Below are 20,588 nucleotides of genomic sequence, written 5' to 3' on the forward strand. Positions count from 1 at the left end.
CCTGCGTATGGACCCCGTTGCCTTCCGGAAACCCGGGCGGAACGATGTGACGGAGGTCGCCCCGATCGACGCGTACCCCGGCCTCCCGTCCCGAAGCCGACAAGTCGTCAGACATCTGTTCCCATGCGACATCCCACGTCACCCGCGTGTTCCGCCGGAGGTCTCCCGTCCGTCATGGACACGCACCTACGATCGGCCGGCATCGAAGAGGCGACGGCAGGAGGGGTCCCCATGGGATCGCAGGACGAGCACACGGACGGCACCGGACGACGGGCACTTCTCGGGGCCGCGGTGTTCGGCGCCGGGGGAGCGGTCCTGGGGCTGTCCGGTACGGCGAGAGCCGCCGGGGCCGGGTCCGCCGCGCGCGGTGGCGGGCTGAAGAGCCTGCCGGTGCCGACGGTCATCGGTCACCGGGGGGCCAGCGGCTACCGCCCCGAGCACACCTTCGGCTCCTACCAGCTCGCCCTCGACCTGGGCGCCGACATCGTCGAGGCCGGCGACCTCGTCCCCACCCGGGACGGTCACCTGGTCTGCCGCCACGAGCCGGAGATCGGCGGCACGACGAACGTCGCCGACCATCCCGAGTTCGCCGGCCGCAGGACCACCAAGGTCCTCGACGGCGTCTCCACGACCGGCTGGTTCACCGAGGACTTCACGCTCGCCGAGCTCAAGACGCTCCGCGCGATCGAGCGCATCCCGGCCAACCGCCCGCACAACACGCTCTACAACGGCCGCTGGGACATCCCCACTTTCGAGGAAGTCCTGAAGTGGCAGGACGAGCAGACCCGCAAGCGCGGCAAGCAGGTCTGGATCTACCCCGAGACCAAGCACCCCACCTACTTCCGGCGCCTCGGCCTCGGCCTCGAGGAGCGGGTCGCGAAGCTCCTGCACCAGCACGGCAAGGACAAGCGCAACTCCCCGGTCATCCTGCAGTCCTTCGAGCCGACCAGCATCCAGCGCCTGAACAAGCTGGTCGACAACCCCCTCGTCGTGCTCCTGTCCGCCGCGAACACCCGGCCCTGGGACTTCGTCGACAAGGGCGACCCGCGGACCGTCGCCGACCTGATCACCCCCAAGGGCCTCAGGGAGATCGCGGGCTACGCGCAGGGCATCGGCCCGACCCTCGACCTGGTCATCACGAAGAAGGCGGACGGCAGCCTCGACAAGGAGACGACCCTCGTCGCCGACGCCCACAAGGTCGGGCTGATCCTGCACCCCTACACCATGCGCAACGAGAACCCCTTCCTGCCGGCGGAGTACCGCAGGGGCACGGACGCGGACGCCTACGGAGACGTCTTCGGCGCCTTCAAGAGGTACTTCGCCACCGGCATCGACGGCGTCTTCACCGACAACGCGGACACGGGCGTCCTCGCTCGCGCGGACTTCGTCAACGGCTGAGCCACCGTGCCCCGATCGGGGTGACTTACGGCCGCCCGGGCAACCCTGAGCCCGGGCGGCCATGTCGTACCGCATATGACGCACGACTTGGTCGCCACCCTGCGCCCACTGCTGACCGCCGAGGCCTCCGCGGAGGCACATGCCACCGGTACGGAGCCCGCCGACCTGGAGCAGGCGGTGTGGCTCCGCCTCCTGGAGCATCTGGAGACCCAGGGCCCGCCCCTCGACCCGCCCGGCTGGCTCCGCCGCGCCGTCCGTTCCGAGTCCCGCCGCAGCCGTCGTACGACCCGTCTGGAGCGGCCCTACGACACCGAGCCCACGGCCGACGAAGACCGCACTCCCGAACAGCTCACCCTCGCGGCCGCCCGCCGCCGGGCCCTGCACGACGCGGTGCGGCGCTTGCCCGGCCGCTGCCCCTCCCTCATGGCGGCCCTCCTGTCCCCGCGGGACCTGACGTACCGCGAGATCGCGGGGGAGTTGGGTATCTCACAGGGCAGTCTTGGTCCGGAACGTTCCAGATGTCTGGGATGTCTTCGCAGATTGCTCACACCGGAGGTTGCGACACGCCGGGGGCGGGGATAGGAGTGAGGAACAACAGGCGATCAGGTGAGCGGGAGGCGTGCGCACATGGGCATGAGCGTGACCATCTCTGCGGCGGCCGAGCAGGACGCGGAGCAGATCTTCAGGCTGCAGTACCTGTGCTTCCAGAGTGAGGCGGCGCTGTACGGCAACTACCGCATCGATCCGCTCGTCCAGAGCCTGGACTCGGTCCGCGCGGAGGTGGCCGGGGACTGCGTCTTCGTGGCACGCCTGGGCGAAGAGGTGGTCGGCTCCGTCCGCGGCCGCGTCACCGAGGACGGCTCGGCCGCCATCGGCAAACTCTGCGTCCACCCCCGCCTCCAGGGCCACGGCATCGGTGCCCGCCTTCTCCGAGCGGCCGAAGCGGCCCTGGCGGAGGAGCGCGGCGCCACCAGCTTCCGCCTCTTCACAGGCCACCGCAGCGAGGGCAACCTCCGCCTCTACCGCAAGGTCGGCTACCAGACGGTGGGGACGTCGGAGGGGGCGGACGGGGTCCCGATGATCGTCCTGGAAAAGCCGGCGGGCACATATGCGGCAACGGCATGAGGGCGTTTAGGGGCGCGGGGAACTGCGCGATCAGCCACTGACGGCCCGGATGCCGCCCGAAAACATCAGGCGGCATCCCCCGTAGGCGCACCCTTCCGCAACCAGTAAATGGCGGAAAGCGGCAAGAGCACGGGGATGAACAGATACCCGATCCCGAAGTCCGACCACACGGTCGCATCCGGAAACGCGGACGGCTCCACCAACGTCCAGGTGCCAACGGTCAACACACCCAACAGCTCCAGCACGCAGCACGCGAGCGCAGCCTTACGGGCCGTCTCTCCACCCCGCACCAACGAGTACGTGATGAATCCGTAGACCACCCCGGCCACCGCGGACAGCGAATACGCCAGCGGCGCCCGGTCGAACTCCGTGGAGATCTGCACGGCGGACCGAGACACCGCCCCGACCACCATCACGCCGTACAGCCACACGAGCAGCGTCCCCGGCCCACTGGTCAGCCGTCGCCGACTCACGTCAGCCTCCCCAGATGTCATAGAGCCGCACCTCCAGAACGGCCAGCACCACACCGCCGGCGGCAACCGTCACCGATCCCCACCGCGTCCGCTCCGTGAGCGACATGATCCCCGCCGCCGGCACACACGCGAACGCCCCCAGCAGATAGGCGACGAAGATCGTCGTCCCCTGCTCCGGCTTCTCGCCCCGCGCGAGCTGCACGATCCCGATCACCAGCTGGACCAGCGCCAGCACCGACACCACGGCCATCCCGATGAAGTGCCAGTCCTTGGTCGGCTGATCACGGTACGCGGCCCAGCCGCACCAGGCGGCCAGCAGCAGCGCGGCGACGCCGGTCACCAGCGTCAGGGCATCAAACATGCGGCGAGCCTATTACGGTCCAAAAGGCCTGATGCGGCCGCCCCCGCACGGCACCGTAGGGTCGACGGCATGAAGATCCCTGCCGAAGCCCTTCTGTTCGACAACGACGGAACCCTCGTCTCCTCTCTCGAATCCGTCCACCGCTGCTGGACGCGCTGGGCCGAGGAGTTCGGCATCACCGCCGAGGAGTTCGCCCGGGTCGAACTGCACGGGCGACCGGCTGTCGAGATAGCCGCCGACCTGCTCCCCGCCGATGTGGTGCCGCAGGCCCTCGCGCGGATCGAGCAGCTGGAGGTGGAGGACGTACCCAACGGCGGTGTTCATCTGCTCCCCGGCACCAGGGCCTTCCTCGATGCCCTGCCCGCCGACCGCTGGGCCGTCGTCACCTCCGCCACCCGCCGGCTCGCCGAGGCCCGTCTCGAAGCGGTCGGCATCCTCCCCAAGACGCTGATCGCCGCAGACGACGTCACCCGCGGCAAGCCGGACCCCGAGCCCTATCTGCTCGCCGCCCGCGAACTCGGCGTCGACCCGGCCCGTTGTGTCGTCTTCGAGGACGCCCCCGCGGGCCTGCGCGCCGGCCGTGCCGCCGGAATGACCACCGTGGCATTGACCACAACTCACCAGGCCCACGAGCTCGACGCCGACCTGGTCGTCGAGAATCTGTCGGCCTTGTCGGCACTGGTCACCGGCGGGAACGTGGAGATCTCCGTCCGGTCCTGAAAGCTGTCCAGCGCTGTCCGTCATTCGGACAACGGGTTCTTGGTCGCTCCCATACGTCTGCTTTACTGATCGCATGACCACGACGAGCTGCCGCACCCTTGCGACCGAGGCGACCCTGACGCCCGGTGCTCGTTGTATGTGTCGAATGTGCGCCTGTTAGAGGGCCCCCGCACCACCTCCTGAGCTCGCGCCCCGAAGCGAGCCGCCCCGGCACGTCCGTACGCCGTGAACGCCGTACGTGACCCATGTGCCCGCGCACGACTTCGACTTCTCCCGTACCGGGCACACCCACGCCCGCGTACTCGACAGTGACGGAAACCCCAGTGATCACGACATCAGGCCTCACGAAGGTCTACCGCTCACGCGGGCGAGAGATCACCGCCCTCGACGGCGTCGACCTCCATGTCCGCGAAGGCGAGGTGTGCGGCGTCATCGGCCAGTCCGGCGCCGGCAAGTCCTCGCTCATCCGCTGCGTCAACCTGCTGGAGCGCCCCACCGCAGGGACGGTGACCGTCGCCGGACAGGACCTCACCGCCCTCGCCGGCCGCGGGCCCCGGGCCGGCAAGGAGCTGCGGCAGGCGCGCAGCCGGATCGGCATGGTCTTCCAGCACTTCAACCTGCTGTCCACCCGGACGGTCCAGGACAACGTCGAGCTGCCGCTGGAAATCCTCGGCAAGTCCGGAAAGGAGCGTTCCCGCAAGGCACTTGAGCTGCTGGACCTCGTCGGACTCGCCGACCGGGCGGGCGCCTACCCGGCCCAGCTCTCCGGCGGCCAGAAGCAGCGAGTCGGCATCGCCCGTGCCCTGGCCGGCGACCCCAAGGTGCTCCTGTCCGACGAGGCGACCAGCGCCCTCGACCCGGAGACCACCCGCTCGATCCTGCAGCTGCTGCGCGACCTGAACCGGCAGTTGGGCCTCACCGTCCTGCTCATCACCCACGAGATGGACGTCGTGAAGTCGGTCTGCGACTCGGCCGCCCTCATGGAGAACGGCCGCATCGTCGAGTCCGGCACGGTCGGCGAGTTGCTCGCGACCCCCGGCTCCGAACTGGCCTCCGCGCTCTTCCCCGTCGGCGGCGAGGCCACCGGCGAGGACCGGACCGTCATCGACGTCACCTTCCATGGCGAGGCCGCCACCCAGCCCGTCATCTCCCAGCTCTCGCGCACGTACAACATCGACATATCGATCCTCGGTGCCGCCATCGACACCGTCGGCGGCCTCCAGGTCGGCCGGATGCGGATCGAACTGCCCGGCCGCTACGAGGACAACGTCGTGCCGGTCGGCTTCCTGCGCGAACAGGGTCTTCAGATCGACGTCGTCGGTGCGCCCCAGCTGGTGAAGGAAGGTGCCAAGTGACCTGGTCCGAGATGCAGCCCCTGCTGGAGCAGGCGTGTTGGGACACCCTCTACATGGTCGGCTGGTCCACGCTCATCGCCGTCGTGGGCGGTCTTCCGCTCGGTGTCCTCCTCGTCCTCACCGACCGCGGCGGACTTCTCCAGAACGTCGTCGCGAACAAGGTCATCGGGCAGGTCGTGAACGTCGCCCGCTCGATGCCGTTCATCATCCTGATGGTCGCGCTGATGGGCTTCACCCGCTCGATCACCGGAACGACCATCGGCCGCGAGGCGGCCATCGTGCCGCTCGCCATCGGAGCGATCCCCTTCTTCGCGCGCCTGGTCGAGACGGCTGTCCGCGAAGTGGACGGCGGGCTCGTGGAGGCCGTGCAGTCGATGGGCGGCAACACCTGGACGATCGTCCGCAAGGTGCTCGTCCCCGAGTCCCTGCCCTCGCTGATCGCCAGCACCACGACCACGGTTGTCGCCCTCATCGGCTACTCCGCGATGGCCGGCACGGTCGGCGCCGGCGGCCTCGGCGACATCGCCATCCGCTACGGCTACCAGCGCTTCGAGACCCAGCTCATGTGGATCACCGTCGCGATCCTCGCCGTCGTCATCTCGCTCATCCAGTTCGCCGGCGACTACGCGGCCCGCTCCCTGCACAGCCGCGGCGGACGCTCCGGCCCGGCGCCGAAGCTGCGGCTGCTGAAGGCCTCCACGGCGGACACCAAGACCGTCTGAGACACCCGGAAATCTTCCCGTGCACCCCATCACGGGATCGCTGCACCCAAAAGGAAAGGCACTTTTCGTGCGTAACACCGCAAAGCTCACCACCGCCGTCCTCGCCGCCGGAGCCCTCACCTTCGCGCTCAGCGCCTGCGGTTCGTCCGGTTCGGACGCCGCCTCCGACACCAGCGGACCGCTGGTCGTCGCCGCGAGCCCCACCCCGCACGCCGAGATCCTGAACTACGTCAAGGAGAACCTGGCGAAGAAGGCGGGCCTCGACCTGGAGGTCAAGGAGTTCACGGACTACGTGACCCCGAACACGGCGACGGAGGACGGCTCGGTCGGCGCCAACTACTTCCAGAACCAGCCGTACCTCGACGACTTCAACAAGAAGCGCGGCACCCACATCGTGCCCGTCGTCACGGTCCACCTGGAGCCGCTCGGCCTCTACTCCCACAAGGTCAAGAGCGCCGGCGCCCTCAAGAGCGGTGCGACGATCGCCGTCCCCAACGACAGCGTGAACGAGGCCCGTGCCCTCAAGCTGCTCGACGCCAACGGGATCATCACGCTCAAGGACGGTGTCGGCAACGAGGCGACCCCCTCCGACATCGCGAAGAACCCGAAGAACCTCAAGTTCAAGGAGCTGGAGGCGGCCCAGACCCCGCGCTCCCTGGACGACGTCGACGCGGCCGTCGTCAACGGCAACTACGCCATCGAGGCCGACCTCAAGCCCGCCACCGACGCCCTCGTCCTCGAGTCCGCCAAGAACAACCCGTACGGCAACTTCCTCGCGGTGAAGGAGGGCAACGAGGACGACCCGCGCGTGAAGAAGCTCGCCAAGCTGCTCACCTCCGCCGAGGTCAAGAAGTTCATCGAGGACAAGTACGCCGGTTCCGTCCTCGCCTCCTTCTGATCACCGGCGCGTATACGACGTATCGCCACGCACGGGGTCCACTCCGTCACCAGGTGTGGGCCCCGTGATGCGGTTCGGTGCTTTCATGCTGCATGCTGGGCAGTTCAGCAGGCCCTGCAGGTTTTCCGACGGTTACGGAGTGGCGCATGACTGGCACCTTCCCCAACATCTCCATCAGCACGGAGCGGTTGGTGCTGCGCCCTCTCGACGAGGACGACGTGCCCGCACTGGCCGAGATGATGAACGACGAGCAGGTCGGGGCCTGGACCGACGTCCCCCAGCCCTACAGCGAGGAACAGGCGCGCGGCTGGATCACGCGGTACGCGCCGACCGAGCGGGAGGCCGGCCGCGGACTCGCCTTCGCCGTCACCGAGTTCCTCACCCAGCGCCTGGTCGGCATCGTCCAGCTCGCCAAGACCAACTGGCACGTGCGCTCCACGGAGTTGTCGTACATCATCGCCCCGTGGGCGCGCGGTGAGGGCTACGCCTCCGAGGCCGCGCTCGCCACCGCCCACTGGCTGTTCACCGACCAGAAGCTCGAGCGGATCGAGCTGCGCACGGCGGCCGACAACACCGCCTCCCAGCAGGTCGCCCAGAAGATCGGCTGTATCAGCGAGGGCGTCCTGAGAAACGCCTGCATAGCGCACGTCCGCGCCGCGGACGGCACCTGGAGCGACGTCCGCACCGACTTCATCGTGTGGAGCCTGCTGCCCGAGGACCTCGACGGAGCGGGCGATCAGCTGGCCGACGCGGACGGCTTCACGACGTACTCCGACTGGAACTGACCGGATTCGACCTCAGGCCGGCGAAAGCGGTTCCGAGGCGCAGCGGGTACTCTCACGGAGCCGCCCGCGGGCTGCCCACCGACGACGGCCTGCGCACACCCCCCTGGAGACTGAGAGACGATGGCCGACCGGGTCACGGTGATCGGCTGGGACGGCTCGCCGCTGACCGCCGCGGCACGCTCCGCCCTCGGCGCCGCCACGCTGGTCGCGGGCGCCGCCCACCATCTGGCACTTCCCGAGGTGCCGCCCGCCGCCGAACGCATCCGCCTCGGCAGCGTCGCCCTCGCCGCCCGCCGCATCACCGGCCACCGCGGCACCGCGGTCGTGCTCGCCGACGGCGACCCCGGGTTCTTCGGAGTCGTACGGACCCTGCGAGCCCCTGAGTTCGGCCTGGAGGTCGAGGTCGTCCCCGGCGTGTCCTCGGTCGCCGCCGCCTTCGCGCGGGCCGGTATGCCCTGGGACGACGCCCAGGTGGTCGTCGCCCACCGGCGTACCCTGCGACGCGCGGTGAACGTGTGCCGAGCCCACACCAAGGTCGCCGTCCTCACCTCGCCCGGCGCCGGGCCCGCCGAACTCGGCCTGCTGATGGAGGGCGTCCACCGCACCTTCGTCATCTGCGAGGAACTCGGCACCGACCGCGAACAGGTCACCGTCGTCACCTCCGACAAGGCCGCCGACCACACCTGGCGCGACCCCAACCTCGTCATCGTCATCGGCGGCACGGCCGCCGTGACGGAAGGCGGCGGATGGATCGCCGGGCGCGACCCGGCCGCCGCGCCGCGCGGCTGGACCCTGCCCGCCGAGGTCTACGGCGGCCTCATGGGCGAAGGCGAACTGGAACCGCTCCGGGCGGCCCAACTCGCCCGGCTGGGACCACGCGTCGGCGACCTCGTGTGGGACATCGGCTGCGGCAGCGGCGCCTTCGCCACCGAGGCGGCCCGGGCCGGGGCGGCCGTCATCGCCGTCGACCGCGACCTCAGGGCCTGCGAGCGCACCGAGGCCAACGCGCGCGCCTTCGGACTCCAGGTCCAGATCGTCCCCGGCACCGCCCCGCACGTCCTGGAGAACCTTCCCGAACCGGACGTCGTCCGCGTCGGCGGCGGGGGAGTGGCCGTGGTCTCCGCGGTCGCCGACCGGCGTCCGCAGCGCATCGTCGCCCACGCGGCCACCCGCGACGAGGCCGAACTCGTCGGCCGGGACCTCACCGAACACGGCTACCGCGTCGAGTGCGCCCTCCTCCAGTCCGTCGAACTCGACACCCGGGCCTGGACGGAGACGGAACGGAGTGTCGCGTTCCTGCTCAGCGGGGTCCTGCCGGACCGTACGGCCTGACGTCGCCGGTCGCTGTTGCGCCGTCCCCGTGATCCTGTTGTCGTACCGCGCGCGGTAGGCTGGCCGACTGTTGTACCGCTTCTGGCTGCCCGGCATTCGTTCGTCAATGTCCGGAAAGCGCGCCCGTTTTGGGGGTAGGTGTGGTACGGCATGACCGGAGGACGCGCAACGTGGCGCAGTCCACAGCGGGCTGTCGCGGATCAACCTGTCGCGACGGGGTAACGGCCGGGACAATGCCAGTTAATGGCTTTGTCGTCTTTCTCGGCGAGGCCGTTCGTGCCGCTGGGCACGCACGCTCGTTCTTCACTGCGGAGGCGGTCGGTGCGCCGTCCCCGGCGAGCTGGTCGTGGAAGCACTAACCGATGGGCGAGGGGTACGCATGACCGACACCGGCCAGGTCCCGGGCGAGGGACTGCCGGAGAACGCAGGCATGGTGGAACAGCCGGGCGTCCCGGGTGCGTACACCTACCTCTCCGAGACCACCGCCGAGGACGAAGACCTGTTGCTGCTGCCGGGCGCCCAGAGCCCGTGGGGCAACGAGGTCGCCCCGCCCGCCCCGGAGCCCGTCGTCGAGACCGTTCACGAGCCGGGCGCGCACGAGATGTCCGGCCGCGACAGCGGAGCGCACGATCTGAGCGCCGTCCGCACGCCCCAGCCGCAGGCTCCCTCGATGCCGATCCCGCCCATCACGCCCCGTCGGCCGCTGCACCTCGGTCCGCCGATCCCCGACGCCTCCGCGAGCCCGGTCCGCTCCCTCGCCGACCGCGGCCCCGCGGGCGCACCGGTACGGCAGCCGGCCGCGGCCGTGCCCGGCCCCGAGTACTTCGACGCGTCGCAGCCGCAGGGCGCGATCCCGTGGGGCGCCCCGGCCCAGGCCGCCGTCCAGACGCCGGTGAACGCCGTGGCCCCGGCTGCCGAAACGGTTGTTCCGGCCCAGGAGCCGGTGAGCGCCGCCCAGGCCGCGGTGACCGACCTCGCTCCCGAGGCGGAGGCCGCGGTGTACGAGGCTCCCGAGGCGGAGGCCGCGGTGTACGAGGCTCCCGAGGCGGAGGCCGCGGTGTACGAGGCTCCCGAGGTCCCGCTGCCGGATGTCGTACCGGGCCCGGAGGCCGGGTACGCGTCGGAGCCGGTGCAGATTCCGGTCGCCGAGGCGGATCAGGTCCTGGCCGACGGTCCCGGGGCTGACGGAGTTCAGCCCGACGGGGGCGAGGGACAGTTGCCGGGGGACGGCTCCCTGCCCGACAGCGTTCAGCTCGCTTCCGCTGGTCCGGAGATGCCCGCGGAACAGTTCCTGGCCGAGGCCCCTGTGGCCGAGGCGGTCCCGGATTCCGGTGCCGACGCCGAGCAGGCGCCGGGCAGTGGCCCCGTCCTGGGTGCCACGGAGGACGCGGTCGCCGTGCCGGACCCGGTCGACGCCGCTGCGGCCGAGCCGGTGCCCGTGCCCGAGGCCGTGCCTGTCGTGGAGACGTCCGCTGTGGCGGTTGACGTTGACGTCACCACGCCGGTCGCCGAGGAAGCAGTGGCCGAGCCGGAGGCCGTCGCCGCCCAGGAAGCGGTCGCTTCGGAAGCGGTGACCGCCGAGGACGCCGAAACCGGCGCGGTCCAGGAACCGGACGCCTCTCACGAAGCTGTCGTGGTTCCGGAAGCCGAAGCCGCTGTGGAGGAAGCCGCACCCGTCGTCGGGGAAGACGCCGCCATGGCAACCCCGGAGGCCGCCGAAGCCGTAACGCTCCAGGCGCCCTCGGAGGCCGAGCAGGCTCCCCAGCCGGCGGACGCCGTCACCGCACCCGACGAAGTCCCCTCCGCACCCGCGGAGGAAGACCCCGCGGCCGAGGCTCCCGAGCCACTCGCCGTCGAGGAGGCGGCACCGGTGCCGGAGCGGGTCCAGGAGCCCGCCCCTGCCGCTCTGCCCGCCGAGGCCCCGCAGGCTCACCACTTTGTCCCGCCCGCTCCGCAGGGCCCCGTCGCAGGGCCGGCCCACGCGCCCGCCCAGGAAGCGCCGGAGCCCCTCGCGGCGGACGTGGCCGACACCGACGTACAAGTGATGCACCCGCCCGTTCCGGCAGACGAGATCCAGTCGTCGGACCCGGTCGCGCCGCAGGAGTTCCCGGCCGCACCGGACCAGGCGCCGCAGGGCCCGCAGACTCCGGCAGCCCAGCCGCTCGCGGTGGAACTCGCCGACGAGCAGACCCAGTTCGCGTACCCCGCCGCCGCCGAGGCCCCCGCAGTCCTGCCCGCGGGAGTCCCCTTGGAGCCCCGACAGGGCGAGCCCGTGGGCAAGTTCGTGCCGGTGGACGGCTCGGTGCCGACCACCCCGCACCTCGCGCCGACCCCGCCGCACCCTCTGTCGCTCCCCACGGACGACGTACGGCAACCCGCGGTCCCGGCCCCGCGTGAGGCGGGCGGCGACCCCGACATCGCACAGCAGGCGGACGACCTGGACACCCGGGCGGCCGATCAGGAAGACCGCGAAGTCCAAGAAGTCCAGGAAGTTCAGGAAGAAGTGAGCACGGCCGCCGTGGAAGAAGTACGACAGTCCACGGGCCCCGCCGCGCCCGCCTACGACGACGCCGAGCGCGAGGCCGTCCTCAAGGTCATGCGTGAGCGCCGCGACATCCGCAACGGCTTCCGCGGCGACCCGATCCCGCACGAGGTGCTGCTCCGTGTCCTGGAGGCCGCCCACACCGCGCCCTCCGTCGGCCACTCGCAGCCCTGGGACTTCGTCGTCATCCGCTCCGCCGAGACCCGGGCGGCGATGCAGGACCTGGCCCAGCGCCAGCGCGAGGCCTACGCCAAGTCGCTGCCCAAGGGCCGGGCCAAGCAGTTCAAGGAACTGAAGATCGAGGCCATCCTCGAGACCCCGGTGAACATCGTCGTCACCGCCGACCCCACCCGTGGCGGCCGCCACACCCTCGGCCGGCACACCCAGCCGCAGATGGCCCCGTACTCCGCCGCGCTCGCCGTGGAGAACCTCTGGCTCGCGGCCCGCGCCGAGGGCCTCGGCGTCGGCTGGGTCAGCTTCTTCGACGAGCGCGAGATGGTCCGCGCCCTGGGGCTCCCCGAGCACCTGGAGGTCATCGCCTACCTGTGCGTCGGGTACGTCGACGAGTTCCCGGACGAGCCCGAACTGATGCAGGCCGGCTGGTCCAAGCGCCGCCCGCTGTCATGGGTCGTGCACGAGGAGACGTACGGCCGTCGCGCCCTGCCCGGCGAGGAGCCGCACGACCTGCTGGGCGAGACCGTCGCCCAGATCCGCCCGCTGGACGCCAAGGCGCTCGGCGAGGCCTGGGAGCGGCAGAAGCGGATGACCAAGCCGGCCGGCGCGCTCGGCATGCTGGAGATCATTTCCGCCCAGCTGTGCGGGCTTTCGCGGCAGTGCCCGCCGCCCATTCCGGAGCCCGCGGCCGTCGCGATCTTCGCCGGTGACCACGGTGTGCACGCCCAGGGCGTCACCCCCTGGCCGCAGGAGGTGACGGCCCAGATGGTCGCCAACTTCCTCGGCGGCGGCGCGGTCTGCAACGCCTTCGCCGCCCAGGTGGGTGCCGAGGTGTGCGTGGTGGACGTCGGCGTGGCGTCCGAACTCCCGGCCACCCCCGGCCTGTTGCCCCGCAAGGTCCGGGCCGGTACGTCCGACATGACCACCGGTCCCGCGATGACCCGAGAGGAGGCCAAGCAGGCCATCGAGGTCGGCATCGAGACCGCGCGTGACCTGGTCGCCGCCGGCAACAAGGCCCTGCTCACGGGTGAGATGGGCATCGCGAACACCACCGCGTCCGCTGCCCTGATCTCGGTCTTCACGGGAACCGACCCCGCCGAGGTGACCGGTCGCGGCACGGGCATCAACGACGAGACCCTGGCTCGCAAGACCGAGGTCGTCCGCCGCGCGATCGACCTCCACCAGCCCGACCCCGCCGACCCGATCGGCGTCCTGGCGGCGATCGGCGGCTTCGAGCACGCGGCGATGGTGGGTCTGCTGCTGGGCGGCGCCTCCCTCCGCACGCCGGTCATCCTGGACGGCGTCAGTGCGGGCGCCGCCGCCCTGGTGGCCCGTGCGATCGCCCCGGAGGTCCTCGCGGCCTGCATCGCGGGCCACCGCAGCGCCGAACCCGGCCACGTGGCCGCCCTGAACAAGCTCGGCCTGCGCCCTCTGGTCGACCTCGACCTCCGCCTCGGCGAGGGCACGGGCGCCCTGCTGGCCCTCCCCCTGGTCCAGAGCACGGCGCGGGCGATGCATGAGGTGGCGACCTTCGATTCCGCAGGAGTGACCGAGAAGTAGGCGCTGCGCGGGGGGCCCGGGGACCGCGTCCCCGGGTCCCCCACGCACGTGGGTCCGTGCCCGGCGACGACGCCCAGTCGACGGACACCTGAGCCGCCCTCCCCGCCCACCCCGTAAAATCCGCACGTCAGGGCCACCGCACTGCCGTAAAGAGGAGCCGCACCCTCATGGCCGAAAACCCCGCCTACCCCGTAGGCCTCCGCCTCACCGGCCGCAAGGTCGTCGTCCTCGGCGGCGGCCAGGTGGCCCAGCGCCGTCTCCCGGCCCTGATCGCGGCGGGCGCGGACATCGTCCTGGTATCCCCGTCCGCCACCCCCTCCGTAGAGGCGATGGCGGACGCCGGCGAGCTCACCTGGACCCGGCGGCCTTACCAGGAAGGCGACCTGGCGGACGCCTGGTACGCCCTGATCGCCACCGGCGACACGGAGGCGAACACCCGTGCCTCGGCCGAAGCGGAGCGCCACCGTGTCTGGTGCGTCCGTTCCGACGACGCCGACGCCGCCACCGCCTGGACCCCGGCGACGGGCCACAGCGAGGGCGTCACGGTCGCCGTGCTCACGACGAACGCGAAGGGCCGGGACCCCCGCCACACGGCGGCCATCCGGGACGCGGTGGTCGAGGGCCTCCGCGACGGCACCCTCGTCGCCCCCCATCACCGCACCCGCACCCCCGGCGTCGCCCTCGTCGGCGGCGGCCCCGGCGACCCCGACCTCATCACGGTCCGCGGCCGCCGCCTCCTCGCCGAGGCCGACGTCGTCATCGCCGACCGCCTCGGCCCCCGCGACCTCCTCGCCGAACTCCCGCCGCACGTCGAGGTCATCGACGCGGCGAAGATCCCGTACGGCCGCTTCATGGCGCAGGAGGCCATCAACAACGCCCTGATCGAGCACGCCAAGCAGGGCAGGTCGGTCGTACGGCTGAAGGGCGGGGACCCCTATGTCTTCGGCCGGGGCATGGAGGAGCTGCAGGCCCTCGCCGAGGCCGGCATCCCCTGCACCGTCGTCCCCGGCATCTCCAGCTCGATCTCGGTCCCGGGCGCGGCCGGTATCCCGGTCACCCACCGTGGAGTCGCGCACGAGTTCACCGTGGTCAGCGGCCATGTCGCCCCCGACGACGAGCGCTCCCTGGTCGACTGGCCCTCGCTCGCCAAGCTCACCGGCACCCTGGTGATCCTCATGGGCGTCGACAAGATCGGCCGGATCGCCGAGACCCTGGTGGCCCACGGCAAGTCGCCCGACACCCCGGTCGCCCTGGTCCAGGAGGGAACGACGGCCGCCCAGCGCCGGGTCGACGCCACCCTGGCGACGGTCGGTGAGGTGGTCGTCGCCGAGGACGTGAAGCCTCCGGCCGTCATCGTCGTCGGCGAGGTCGTCGCCGTGGGACCGCGGAAGTCGGAGCCCTCGGAGTAACCCGGGGTAACACAACCTGTTCCCAGCCGTTGGCACCGCACCCAGGACAAGGCAGTATCACCCTGTGGCCGATCTCATCACCGTCGAGGACCCCGACGACCCGCGCCTGCACGACTACACGGGCCTGACCGACGTCGAACTGCGGCGCAAACGCGAGCCGGCCGAGGGCCTGTTCATCGCCGAGGGCGAGAAGGTCATCCGCCGGGCGAAGGACGCGGGCTACGAGATGCGCTCCATGCTGCTCTCCGCGAAGTGGGTCGACGTCATGCGTGACGTCATCGACGAACTCCCGGCCCCGGTCTACGCCGTCAGCCCGGAGCTCGCCGAACAGGTCACCGGTTACCACGTACACCGCGGCGCGCTCGCCTCCATGCAGCGCAAACCCCTGCCCACGGCCGCCGAGTTGCTCCAGACCGCCCGCCGCGTGGTGGTCATGGAGTCGGTCAACGACCACACCAACATCGGCGCGATCTTCCGCTCGGCGGCGGCGCTGGGCATGGACGCGGTACTGCTGTCGCCCGACTGCGCCGACCCCCTGTACCGCCGCAGCGTCAAGGTGTCGATGGGCGCGGTCTTCTCCGTCCCCTACGCCCGCCTCGACTCCTGGCCCAAGGGGCTGGAGTCGGTCCGCGAGGCCGGCTTCACCCTCCTTGCCCTCACCCCGGACGCCAAGGCCAAGACCCTCGACGAGGCCGCCCCGCACAGGATGGACCGGGTCGCGCTGATGCTCGGCGCCGAGGGCGACGGCCTGACCACCCAGGCCCTGGTCGCCGCCGACGAATGGGTCCGCATCCCGATGGCCCACGGCGTCGACTCCCTCAACGTGGGCGCGGCGGCAGCGGTCGCCTTCTACGCGGTGGCCACGGGGCGACCGCAGGGCTGAGCGGCAGGGTGGGCCAGGTCCGCCCAGGGCGCTTTCCCCTGACGGCGATCCCGGCGAAGCACTCAGTCCGTCCCGTCACCGACCGACCGCTGCGGCGGTTCCTGGGCCGGCGACGCGTGCACCTGTCCCTGCCGCTGTTCCCGTACGACACCGCTGTCGCCGCCGAGTCCGCGCGACGGCCCCTGGCAGCCCTGGGCCGCAGCGATCCCCAGGGCCACGAGCAGCGTCACGACGACGAACACGAACAGTCGCTGACGCAGCAGGCGGGGGTTCGCGGGGCGCAGCCCCGTCTTGGTGTTCCTGGGGGTGGGCCGACCGGTACCGCTGCGCGGCGCGGGGCGGCTTCCGCTGCCGGACCGGGTCGTGTTCCGCGAGGAGGCCGACGTGGACCGGGGGCCGGGCCGGGAGGAGGGGACGCCGTTGCCGCGCGAGCTGCTGCCGTCGCGTGACGGGGTCCCGCCGCGCGCGGGGGCCTGACCCCGGACCTGGCCGGAACCGCGGGCCTGAGGGGCCCCCTGGGAGCCGGGACTGCCCGGCTGACCCTGGGGGCGTCGTTGCGCGGCCCGCTCCGGGTAGGTGTCGGCGATGCGTCCGGTGGGCCGGTCCGCCTCGCCGGCTCGCGGGGCGGGCGGCCGCAGATCCGGCAGGCCCTGTGCCTCGCGGGCCGCGATCTCCTTGAGCCGCAGCGACAGTTGGAGGGTGCTCGGCCGTTCCTCGGGGTCCTTCGCCAGACAGGCGCGGATGAGGGGGGCCACCGCGTCGGGCACGCCGTGCAGCTGCGCCTCCTCGTGCACGACGCGGTACAGCATCACCTCGGAACTGCCGTGCCCGAAGGGCGAGTCGCCCATCGAGGCGTACGCCAGGGTCGCGCCCAGGGAGAACACGTCGGTGGCCGGCGTCACCGCGGCGCCGCGCACCTGCTCGGGCGCGAGGAAGCCGGGGGAGCCGACGGCGGTGCCGACGTGGGTGAGGGTGGAGGCCCCGGTCGCCCAGGCGATACCGAAGTCGATGATCCGCGGCCCCTTGGGCGACAGGAGGATGTTCGACGGCTTGAGGTCGCGGTGCACCACCCCTGCCTCGTGCACGGCGACGAGCCCCTCCGAGAGGGCGGCCCCGATGGCGGCGACCTCGGCCGCGCCCAGGGACCCCTCGTCGGCGACCTTGTCGTGGAGGGAGGGGCCGGGGACGTACTGGGTGGCGAACCACGGACGGTCCGCCTCCAGGTCCGCCGCCACGAGCCGGGCGGTGCAGCCGCCGCGGATCCGTCGCGCGGCGGAGACCTCGCGCGCGAAGCGCGACCGGAACTCCTGGTCCTCCGCGAGATCGGGCCGGATGACCTTCAGCGCGACCCGCTGCCCCTTGCGGTCGGAGCCCAGGTAGACGACGCCCATTCCACCCGCGCCGAGCCGTCTGTGAAGCTTGAACGAGCCGACGACGCGCGGGTCCTCGCGCCTCAGGCGCATCATCGCCATGTTCATCCCCGCTGCCCGGTCCGTGTGACGAGCCACAGCTTACGTTTCCGCGGGCCGCCGCGCGCAGAGGCCGCGCCCTCTCGTCCCGATGGATTGTCAGTGCCGGGTGGGAGACTTGAGGGGTGGTCAGGGAGCCGGAGAGCGGGCGGACTTCGGTGCTGATGTGGTCCCAACCACCCGTCGCAGAAGGGGGATTGAACCCGTGAAGGGTGATCGCGTGGAGATAGTCGTGGACGCAGGGGACACGACGCGCACATACGAGGTGGTGGCGAGCAGGGCGGGCCGCCGAGTGGAGACGGCGGTACGACGAGGTGTCGTGGAAGTGAGCGAAGTCACGCGAAACGGATCGGTGGTGCGGACGGCCCGGTTCATGGCGACCCGGGTGCTCGCGCTGGTGGAGCAACCGGTGCCGCGTGAGGACAGCTCGGAGAAAGCCGGGCAGACCGGACGACCCCTCCGGGAAGACCCGGAGACCTAGGTCTCCGTCTCCACCCACGGGAGTACTCCGCTCGTCGTGGCTCATCCTCGGGGAGGCCCGGCAATCGGTACGAGGGCATGACGTGCGGAGAGCCCCTGACGCCTAGATTTGAGGTCAAGCGGCGGGTGCAGCACTCGTCCCCCGAGGTCAGACACCCGCCGCTGCCAACGACAACAGAACGGTCAGGAGAGGGACCATGGCTCTTACGGCACCGCGGACACTGTCCCGCACATCCAAAACCCGCCGTACGGGCCGTCGTCACCCGCTGGTGGCGACGCTCATGGCCCTTCCTCTGGCGGTCCTGCTCCTCGTCGTCTTCGACGGCTGGGAGACAGTGACCACACAGGCGTCGTCCGTGGGAGTGATGCTGGGGCGCTGAGCGGCGACCCCAGGCCCGGAAGAGCGGTCCGGGCGGGGACATCAGCCCATGAAACCCCGTGGGGACGGGGGTGCGGCGGACGGCAAAATGCCGGCGCAGCTGGGGAGCTGCGCCGGCATTGCTTTGCCCTCCGGGGGTTGGGCGGTCGGTTTACTGTGCAGCTGGGTGGGGGCGGGCGTTTTTGCGCAGTTCCCCGCGCCCCTGATGCCTGCGGCGGCCTGTTTCGGTTCGGTGGGGGCTTGTGTAGCGCCTTGGGTTCGGTGGGTGGGTCGGGGCCGGGGTGGGGGGTGTCCGTCCTCGGTCCGGCGGCTCGGTCTCTTGAGATGTGCTCGGTAACGGACGCCGGCCGCTGCGGGCGGACACCCCCCACCCCGTCCCCTTCGCGCCGTACGCGGCCAACCGCTCATCGGGGCGCACGGTACGGCGAACGGCCCGTCGCGGCGCGCGAGGTGGGGATCGGTCCGTCGTGGCGCAGGTGACTGCAACCCCCTAGGGGCGCGGGGAACTGCGCGACCAGCCCCCACCGGCTCGCACTCGCCCGACAACCCCACCCGGCACCCCTTTGGGCGCCCCGCTCAAGCCCAGCGCAGCGGCCGCGTACCCTCGCGAGCAGACCACCCCGCCGCCCAGGGAGCCCCGTGACCACCCATCCCTTGCTCGCCGAGCTCACCCTCAGAGCCAGGACCGAGGCTCACTCGCGGACCTCGTCGGCGTGCCCCTGCGGAGCGAGCACCCTCGCCGACCGCCCCGACGCCACGGTCGTCCGGCATGCCGACACCGTCGCGAAGGCCCACGCCCCCGACACCGCCCCCGCCGACCTGATCCCCCGTCTCGCCGCGGCCGCTCACCTCCCCGGCATCTTCCTGCCCCCACTCGGCGAGAGCCCCGTCGACCTGCACGGCAGGCTCGTCACCTTCTGGCCGTACGGCGAACCCGTGGACCCCGATAACCCCGACGCCGCCCCCTGGGAAGCCGCCGCCACCCTCCTCGCCCGGCTCCACCGCACCCCCGCCCCACCCGGCCTTTCCCCCATGCGCGGCCCCGTCAAAGCAGCCCTCGCCGTTGCCCGTCTCCTCGCCACCACCCGCCAAAGGCACGCCCTTCCCGTCCTCCGGGCCTGGCGCACCCTCCCGGCCTGGGCCCGCGCCGAGACCCCCATGTCCGACAGGACGACCCTCTGCCACGGTGACCTCCACCTCGGTCAACTCGTCCGCCACCCCGCCCCCGACGGCCCCTGGCACCTCATCGACGTCGACGATCTGGGCGTAGGGGAACCCGCCTGGGACCTCGCCCGACCCGCCGCCTGGTACGCCTGCGGACTGCTGTCGCCCGACGACTGGTCCCGCTTCCTCGGCGCCTACCGAGCGGCCGGCGGCCCCGCGGTTCCCGCCGACGGCGACCCCTGGCCGGCCCTGGACGTCGCCGCCCGCGCCCTCACCGTGCAGACGGCGGCCCGGGCGATCGCCAAGGCGACCGAGGCGGACCGTGCGCTGGGCGACGTGGAGCAGGCGGTCGTCGATGCCTGTGACCGAATGGGTTCTGCCCCGCCGCAGTTGGCGGGCGGTTTCGCGAAGTAGGGTGCAACCGACCAGGGCCGGACGGAGTCTGTCCTGGCGTAACGCGAAGCAGTACCAACGGGCGAGGAGTTGAGCCGACGATGCAGTGTCCGAAGTGTCACGCACCGATGCACACCTACAACCGCAACGGTGTCCAGATCGAGCAGTGCAGCGGCTGCCGCGGGATCTTTCTCGACTACGGCGAGCTGGAGGCGCTGACCCGCCTGGAGGGCCAGTGGGGCGGCGGCCCCGCCGTTCCGCCGCCCCCGAACGCGCCGCAGTACCCCGCCGCGCCCGGCGCACCGGCCTGGGGCGCGCCGCAGCACGGAGGTGGTCACTACGGCGGCCACGGCGGCCACGGCGGGCACCACCGCAACCGCGGCTTCGGCCACATGCTGTTCTCCAGCTGACCGGGCAACGAGGAAGCCCCCGGCCGCAGGGCCGGGGGCTTCGGTCTGTGCGCGATACTGGGATTGAACCAGTGACCTCTTCCGTGTCAGGGAAGCGCTCTCCCGCTGAGCTAATCGCGCGGGAACCACGATCAAGATCGTGAGTACTGCGTGCGCGATACTGGGATTGAACCAGTGACCTCTTCCGTGTCAGGGAAGCGCTCTCCCGCTGAGCTAATCGCGCGGGTCAGACCTTCGATGATCTGCCGAAGATCCAGTGGACGATACTGGGATTGAACCAGTGACCTCTTCCGTGTCAGGGAAGCGCTCTCCCGCTGAGCTAATCGTCCTTGGAGGTGGAGACGGGATTTGAACCCGTGTAGACGGCTTTGCAGGCCGTTGCCTCGCCTCTCGGCCACTCCACCAGGAGTGAGGGGGCTCGGGAAGATCCCCCTGCTTCCTACGAGCGGACGACCAGGTTCGAACTGGCGACCTCAACCTTGGCAAGGTTGCGCTCTACCAACTGAGCTACGTCCGCGTGTCGTTTCGTTCCGCTCTCGCGGCCCGGCGACGAGTT

19 protein-coding genes and 5 tRNA genes are annotated in these 20,588 nt (G+C 71.3%); 16 read left to right on the forward strand and 8 right to left on the reverse strand.

Annotation, left to right across the window (positions count from 1 at the left end; genetic code table 11):
- Positions 1 to 231: 231 nt before the first annotated feature.
- From BFN33_RS19675 to BFN33_RS19685, 3 genes are all read left to right on the forward strand, one after another.
- Positions 232 to 1,398 carry a glycerophosphodiester phosphodiesterase gene (locus tag BFN33_RS19675; RefSeq protein ID WP_069761395.1) on the forward strand — a complete coding sequence of 389 codons (1,167 nt, stop codon included), beginning with the start codon at positions 232 to 234 and terminating at the stop codon, positions 1,396 to 1,398.
- A 75-nt stretch (positions 1,399 to 1,473) separates the two neighbouring features.
- The gene (locus BFN33_RS19680; protein WP_069761396.1) at positions 1,474 to 1,980 is read left to right on the forward strand and encodes a sigma-70 family RNA polymerase sigma factor; all 507 of its coding nucleotides are present in this window, start codon (positions 1,474 to 1,476) and stop codon (positions 1,978 to 1,980) included.
- A 45-nt stretch (positions 1,981 to 2,025) separates the two neighbouring features.
- Entirely contained in the window at positions 2,026 to 2,523 is a 498-nt protein-coding gene (locus BFN33_RS19685; RefSeq protein WP_069761397.1) for a GNAT family N-acetyltransferase, read from the forward strand.
- A gap of 65 nt (positions 2,524 to 2,588) precedes the next feature.
- On the opposite strand, the gene BFN33_RS19690 is transcribed toward BFN33_RS19685, so the two are convergent.
- Positions 2,589 to 3,017 carry a hypothetical protein gene (locus BFN33_RS19690; protein ID WP_069761398.1) on the reverse strand — a complete coding sequence of 143 codons (429 nt, stop codon included), beginning with the start codon at positions 3,015 to 3,017 and terminating at the stop codon, positions 2,589 to 2,591.
- The gene (locus tag BFN33_RS19695) at positions 2,998 to 3,357 is read right to left on the reverse strand and encodes a hypothetical protein (protein WP_057614223.1); all 360 of its coding nucleotides are present in this window, start codon (positions 3,355 to 3,357) and stop codon (positions 2,998 to 3,000) included. The genes BFN33_RS19690 and BFN33_RS19695 overlap by 20 nt, the downstream gene beginning before the upstream one ends.
- Positions 3,358 to 3,426: 69 nt before the next feature.
- Here BFN33_RS19695 and BFN33_RS19700 point away from each other — a divergent pair, with 69 nt between their 5' ends.
- The 9 genes from BFN33_RS19700 to BFN33_RS19740 all read left to right on the forward strand — a co-directional run bounded on the left by BFN33_RS19700 (position 3,427) and on the right by BFN33_RS19740 (position 15,737).
- Positions 3,427 to 4,077, forward strand: coding sequence for an HAD family hydrolase (locus BFN33_RS19700; RefSeq protein WP_069761399.1), 651 nt, complete (start codon positions 3,427 to 3,429; stop codon positions 4,075 to 4,077).
- Positions 4,078 to 4,400: 323 nt separating this feature from the next.
- Positions 4,401 to 5,432: a methionine ABC transporter ATP-binding protein gene (locus tag BFN33_RS19705; protein WP_069761400.1), complete on the forward strand. Its 1,032-nt coding sequence runs from the start codon at positions 4,401 to 4,403 to the stop codon at positions 5,430 to 5,432.
- The gene (locus BFN33_RS19710) at positions 5,429 to 6,154 is read left to right on the forward strand and encodes a methionine ABC transporter permease (protein ID WP_069761401.1); all 726 of its coding nucleotides are present in this window, start codon (positions 5,429 to 5,431) and stop codon (positions 6,152 to 6,154) included. The genes BFN33_RS19705 and BFN33_RS19710 overlap by 4 nt, the downstream gene beginning before the upstream one ends.
- 67 nt (positions 6,155 to 6,221) lie before the next feature.
- Positions 6,222 to 7,052 carry a MetQ/NlpA family ABC transporter substrate-binding protein gene (locus tag BFN33_RS19715; protein ID WP_069761402.1) on the forward strand — a complete coding sequence of 277 codons (831 nt, stop codon included), beginning with the start codon at positions 6,222 to 6,224 and terminating at the stop codon, positions 7,050 to 7,052.
- A 146-nt stretch (positions 7,053 to 7,198) separates the two neighbouring features.
- Complete coding sequence (locus BFN33_RS19720) at positions 7,199 to 7,837, forward strand: GNAT family N-acetyltransferase (protein WP_069761403.1); 639 nt, start codon at positions 7,199 to 7,201, stop codon at positions 7,835 to 7,837.
- A gap of 120 nt (positions 7,838 to 7,957) precedes the next feature.
- Entirely contained in the window at positions 7,958 to 9,169 is a 1,212-nt protein-coding gene (gene cbiE, locus BFN33_RS19725) for a precorrin-6y C5,15-methyltransferase (decarboxylating) subunit CbiE (protein ID WP_069761404.1), read from the forward strand.
- Between the two features lie 379 nt (positions 9,170 to 9,548).
- Complete coding sequence (gene cobT, locus BFN33_RS19730; protein WP_069761405.1) at positions 9,549 to 13,445, forward strand: nicotinate-nucleotide--dimethylbenzimidazole phosphoribosyltransferase; 3,897 nt, start codon at positions 9,549 to 9,551, stop codon at positions 13,443 to 13,445.
- A gap of 167 nt (positions 13,446 to 13,612) precedes the next feature.
- A complete protein-coding gene (gene cobA / locus BFN33_RS19735; RefSeq protein WP_069761406.1) occupies positions 13,613 to 14,854 on the forward strand; it encodes a uroporphyrinogen-III C-methyltransferase in 1,242 nt (413 codons plus the stop codon).
- 64 nt (positions 14,855 to 14,918) lie between these two features.
- The gene (locus tag BFN33_RS19740) at positions 14,919 to 15,737 is read left to right on the forward strand and encodes an RNA methyltransferase (RefSeq protein ID WP_069761407.1); all 819 of its coding nucleotides are present in this window, start codon (positions 14,919 to 14,921) and stop codon (positions 15,735 to 15,737) included.
- A 62-nt stretch (positions 15,738 to 15,799) separates the two neighbouring features.
- On the opposite strand, the gene BFN33_RS19745 is transcribed toward BFN33_RS19740, so the two are convergent.
- Positions 15,800 to 17,215 (reverse strand): protein kinase, encoded by a 1,416-nt coding sequence (locus BFN33_RS19745; RefSeq protein ID WP_176742440.1) that lies wholly within the window; start codon positions 17,213 to 17,215, stop codon positions 15,800 to 15,802.
- 196 nt (positions 17,216 to 17,411) lie between these two features.
- Here BFN33_RS19745 and BFN33_RS19750 point away from each other — a divergent pair, with 196 nt between their 5' ends.
- From BFN33_RS19750 to BFN33_RS19765, 4 genes are all read left to right on the forward strand, one after another.
- Positions 17,412 to 17,687, forward strand: coding sequence for a hypothetical protein (locus BFN33_RS19750; RefSeq protein ID WP_007380750.1), 276 nt, complete (start codon positions 17,412 to 17,414; stop codon positions 17,685 to 17,687).
- 196 nt (positions 17,688 to 17,883) lie between these two features.
- Complete coding sequence (locus BFN33_RS19755) at positions 17,884 to 18,066, forward strand: hypothetical protein (RefSeq protein WP_069761409.1); 183 nt, start codon at positions 17,884 to 17,886, stop codon at positions 18,064 to 18,066.
- Positions 18,067 to 18,704: 638 nt separating this feature from the next.
- On the forward strand, positions 18,705 to 19,643 hold the full coding sequence (locus tag BFN33_RS19760) for an aminoglycoside phosphotransferase family protein (protein ID WP_069761410.1): 939 nt from the start codon (positions 18,705 to 18,707) through the stop codon (positions 19,641 to 19,643).
- Between the two features lie 80 nt (positions 19,644 to 19,723).
- Positions 19,724 to 20,032, forward strand: coding sequence for a zf-TFIIB domain-containing protein (locus BFN33_RS19765; RefSeq protein WP_079140894.1), 309 nt, complete (start codon positions 19,724 to 19,726; stop codon positions 20,030 to 20,032).
- Positions 20,033 to 20,080: 48 nt separating this feature from the next.
- Here the strand turns inward: BFN33_RS19765 and BFN33_RS19770 are convergent.
- The 5 genes from BFN33_RS19770 to BFN33_RS19790 all read right to left on the reverse strand — a co-directional run bounded on the left by BFN33_RS19770 (position 20,081) and on the right by BFN33_RS19790 (position 20,549).
- Positions 20,081 to 20,152, reverse strand: a tRNA-Val gene (locus BFN33_RS19770).
- A gap of 31 nt (positions 20,153 to 20,183) precedes the next feature.
- Positions 20,184 to 20,255 (reverse strand) — tRNA-Val (locus BFN33_RS19775).
- A gap of 34 nt (positions 20,256 to 20,289) precedes the next feature.
- A tRNA-Val gene (locus BFN33_RS19780) sits at positions 20,290 to 20,361 on the reverse strand.
- Between the two features lies 1 nt (position 20,362).
- Positions 20,363 to 20,436: transfer RNA gene (locus tag BFN33_RS19785), tRNA-Cys, on the reverse strand.
- Between the two features lie 40 nt (positions 20,437 to 20,476).
- Positions 20,477 to 20,549, reverse strand: a tRNA-Gly gene (locus BFN33_RS19790).
- Between the last annotated feature and the right edge of the window lie 39 nt (positions 20,550 to 20,588).

Source organism: Streptomyces sp. LUP47B (assembly GCF_001746295.1).
GTDB lineage: Bacteria > Actinomycetota > Actinomycetes > Streptomycetales > Streptomycetaceae > Streptomyces.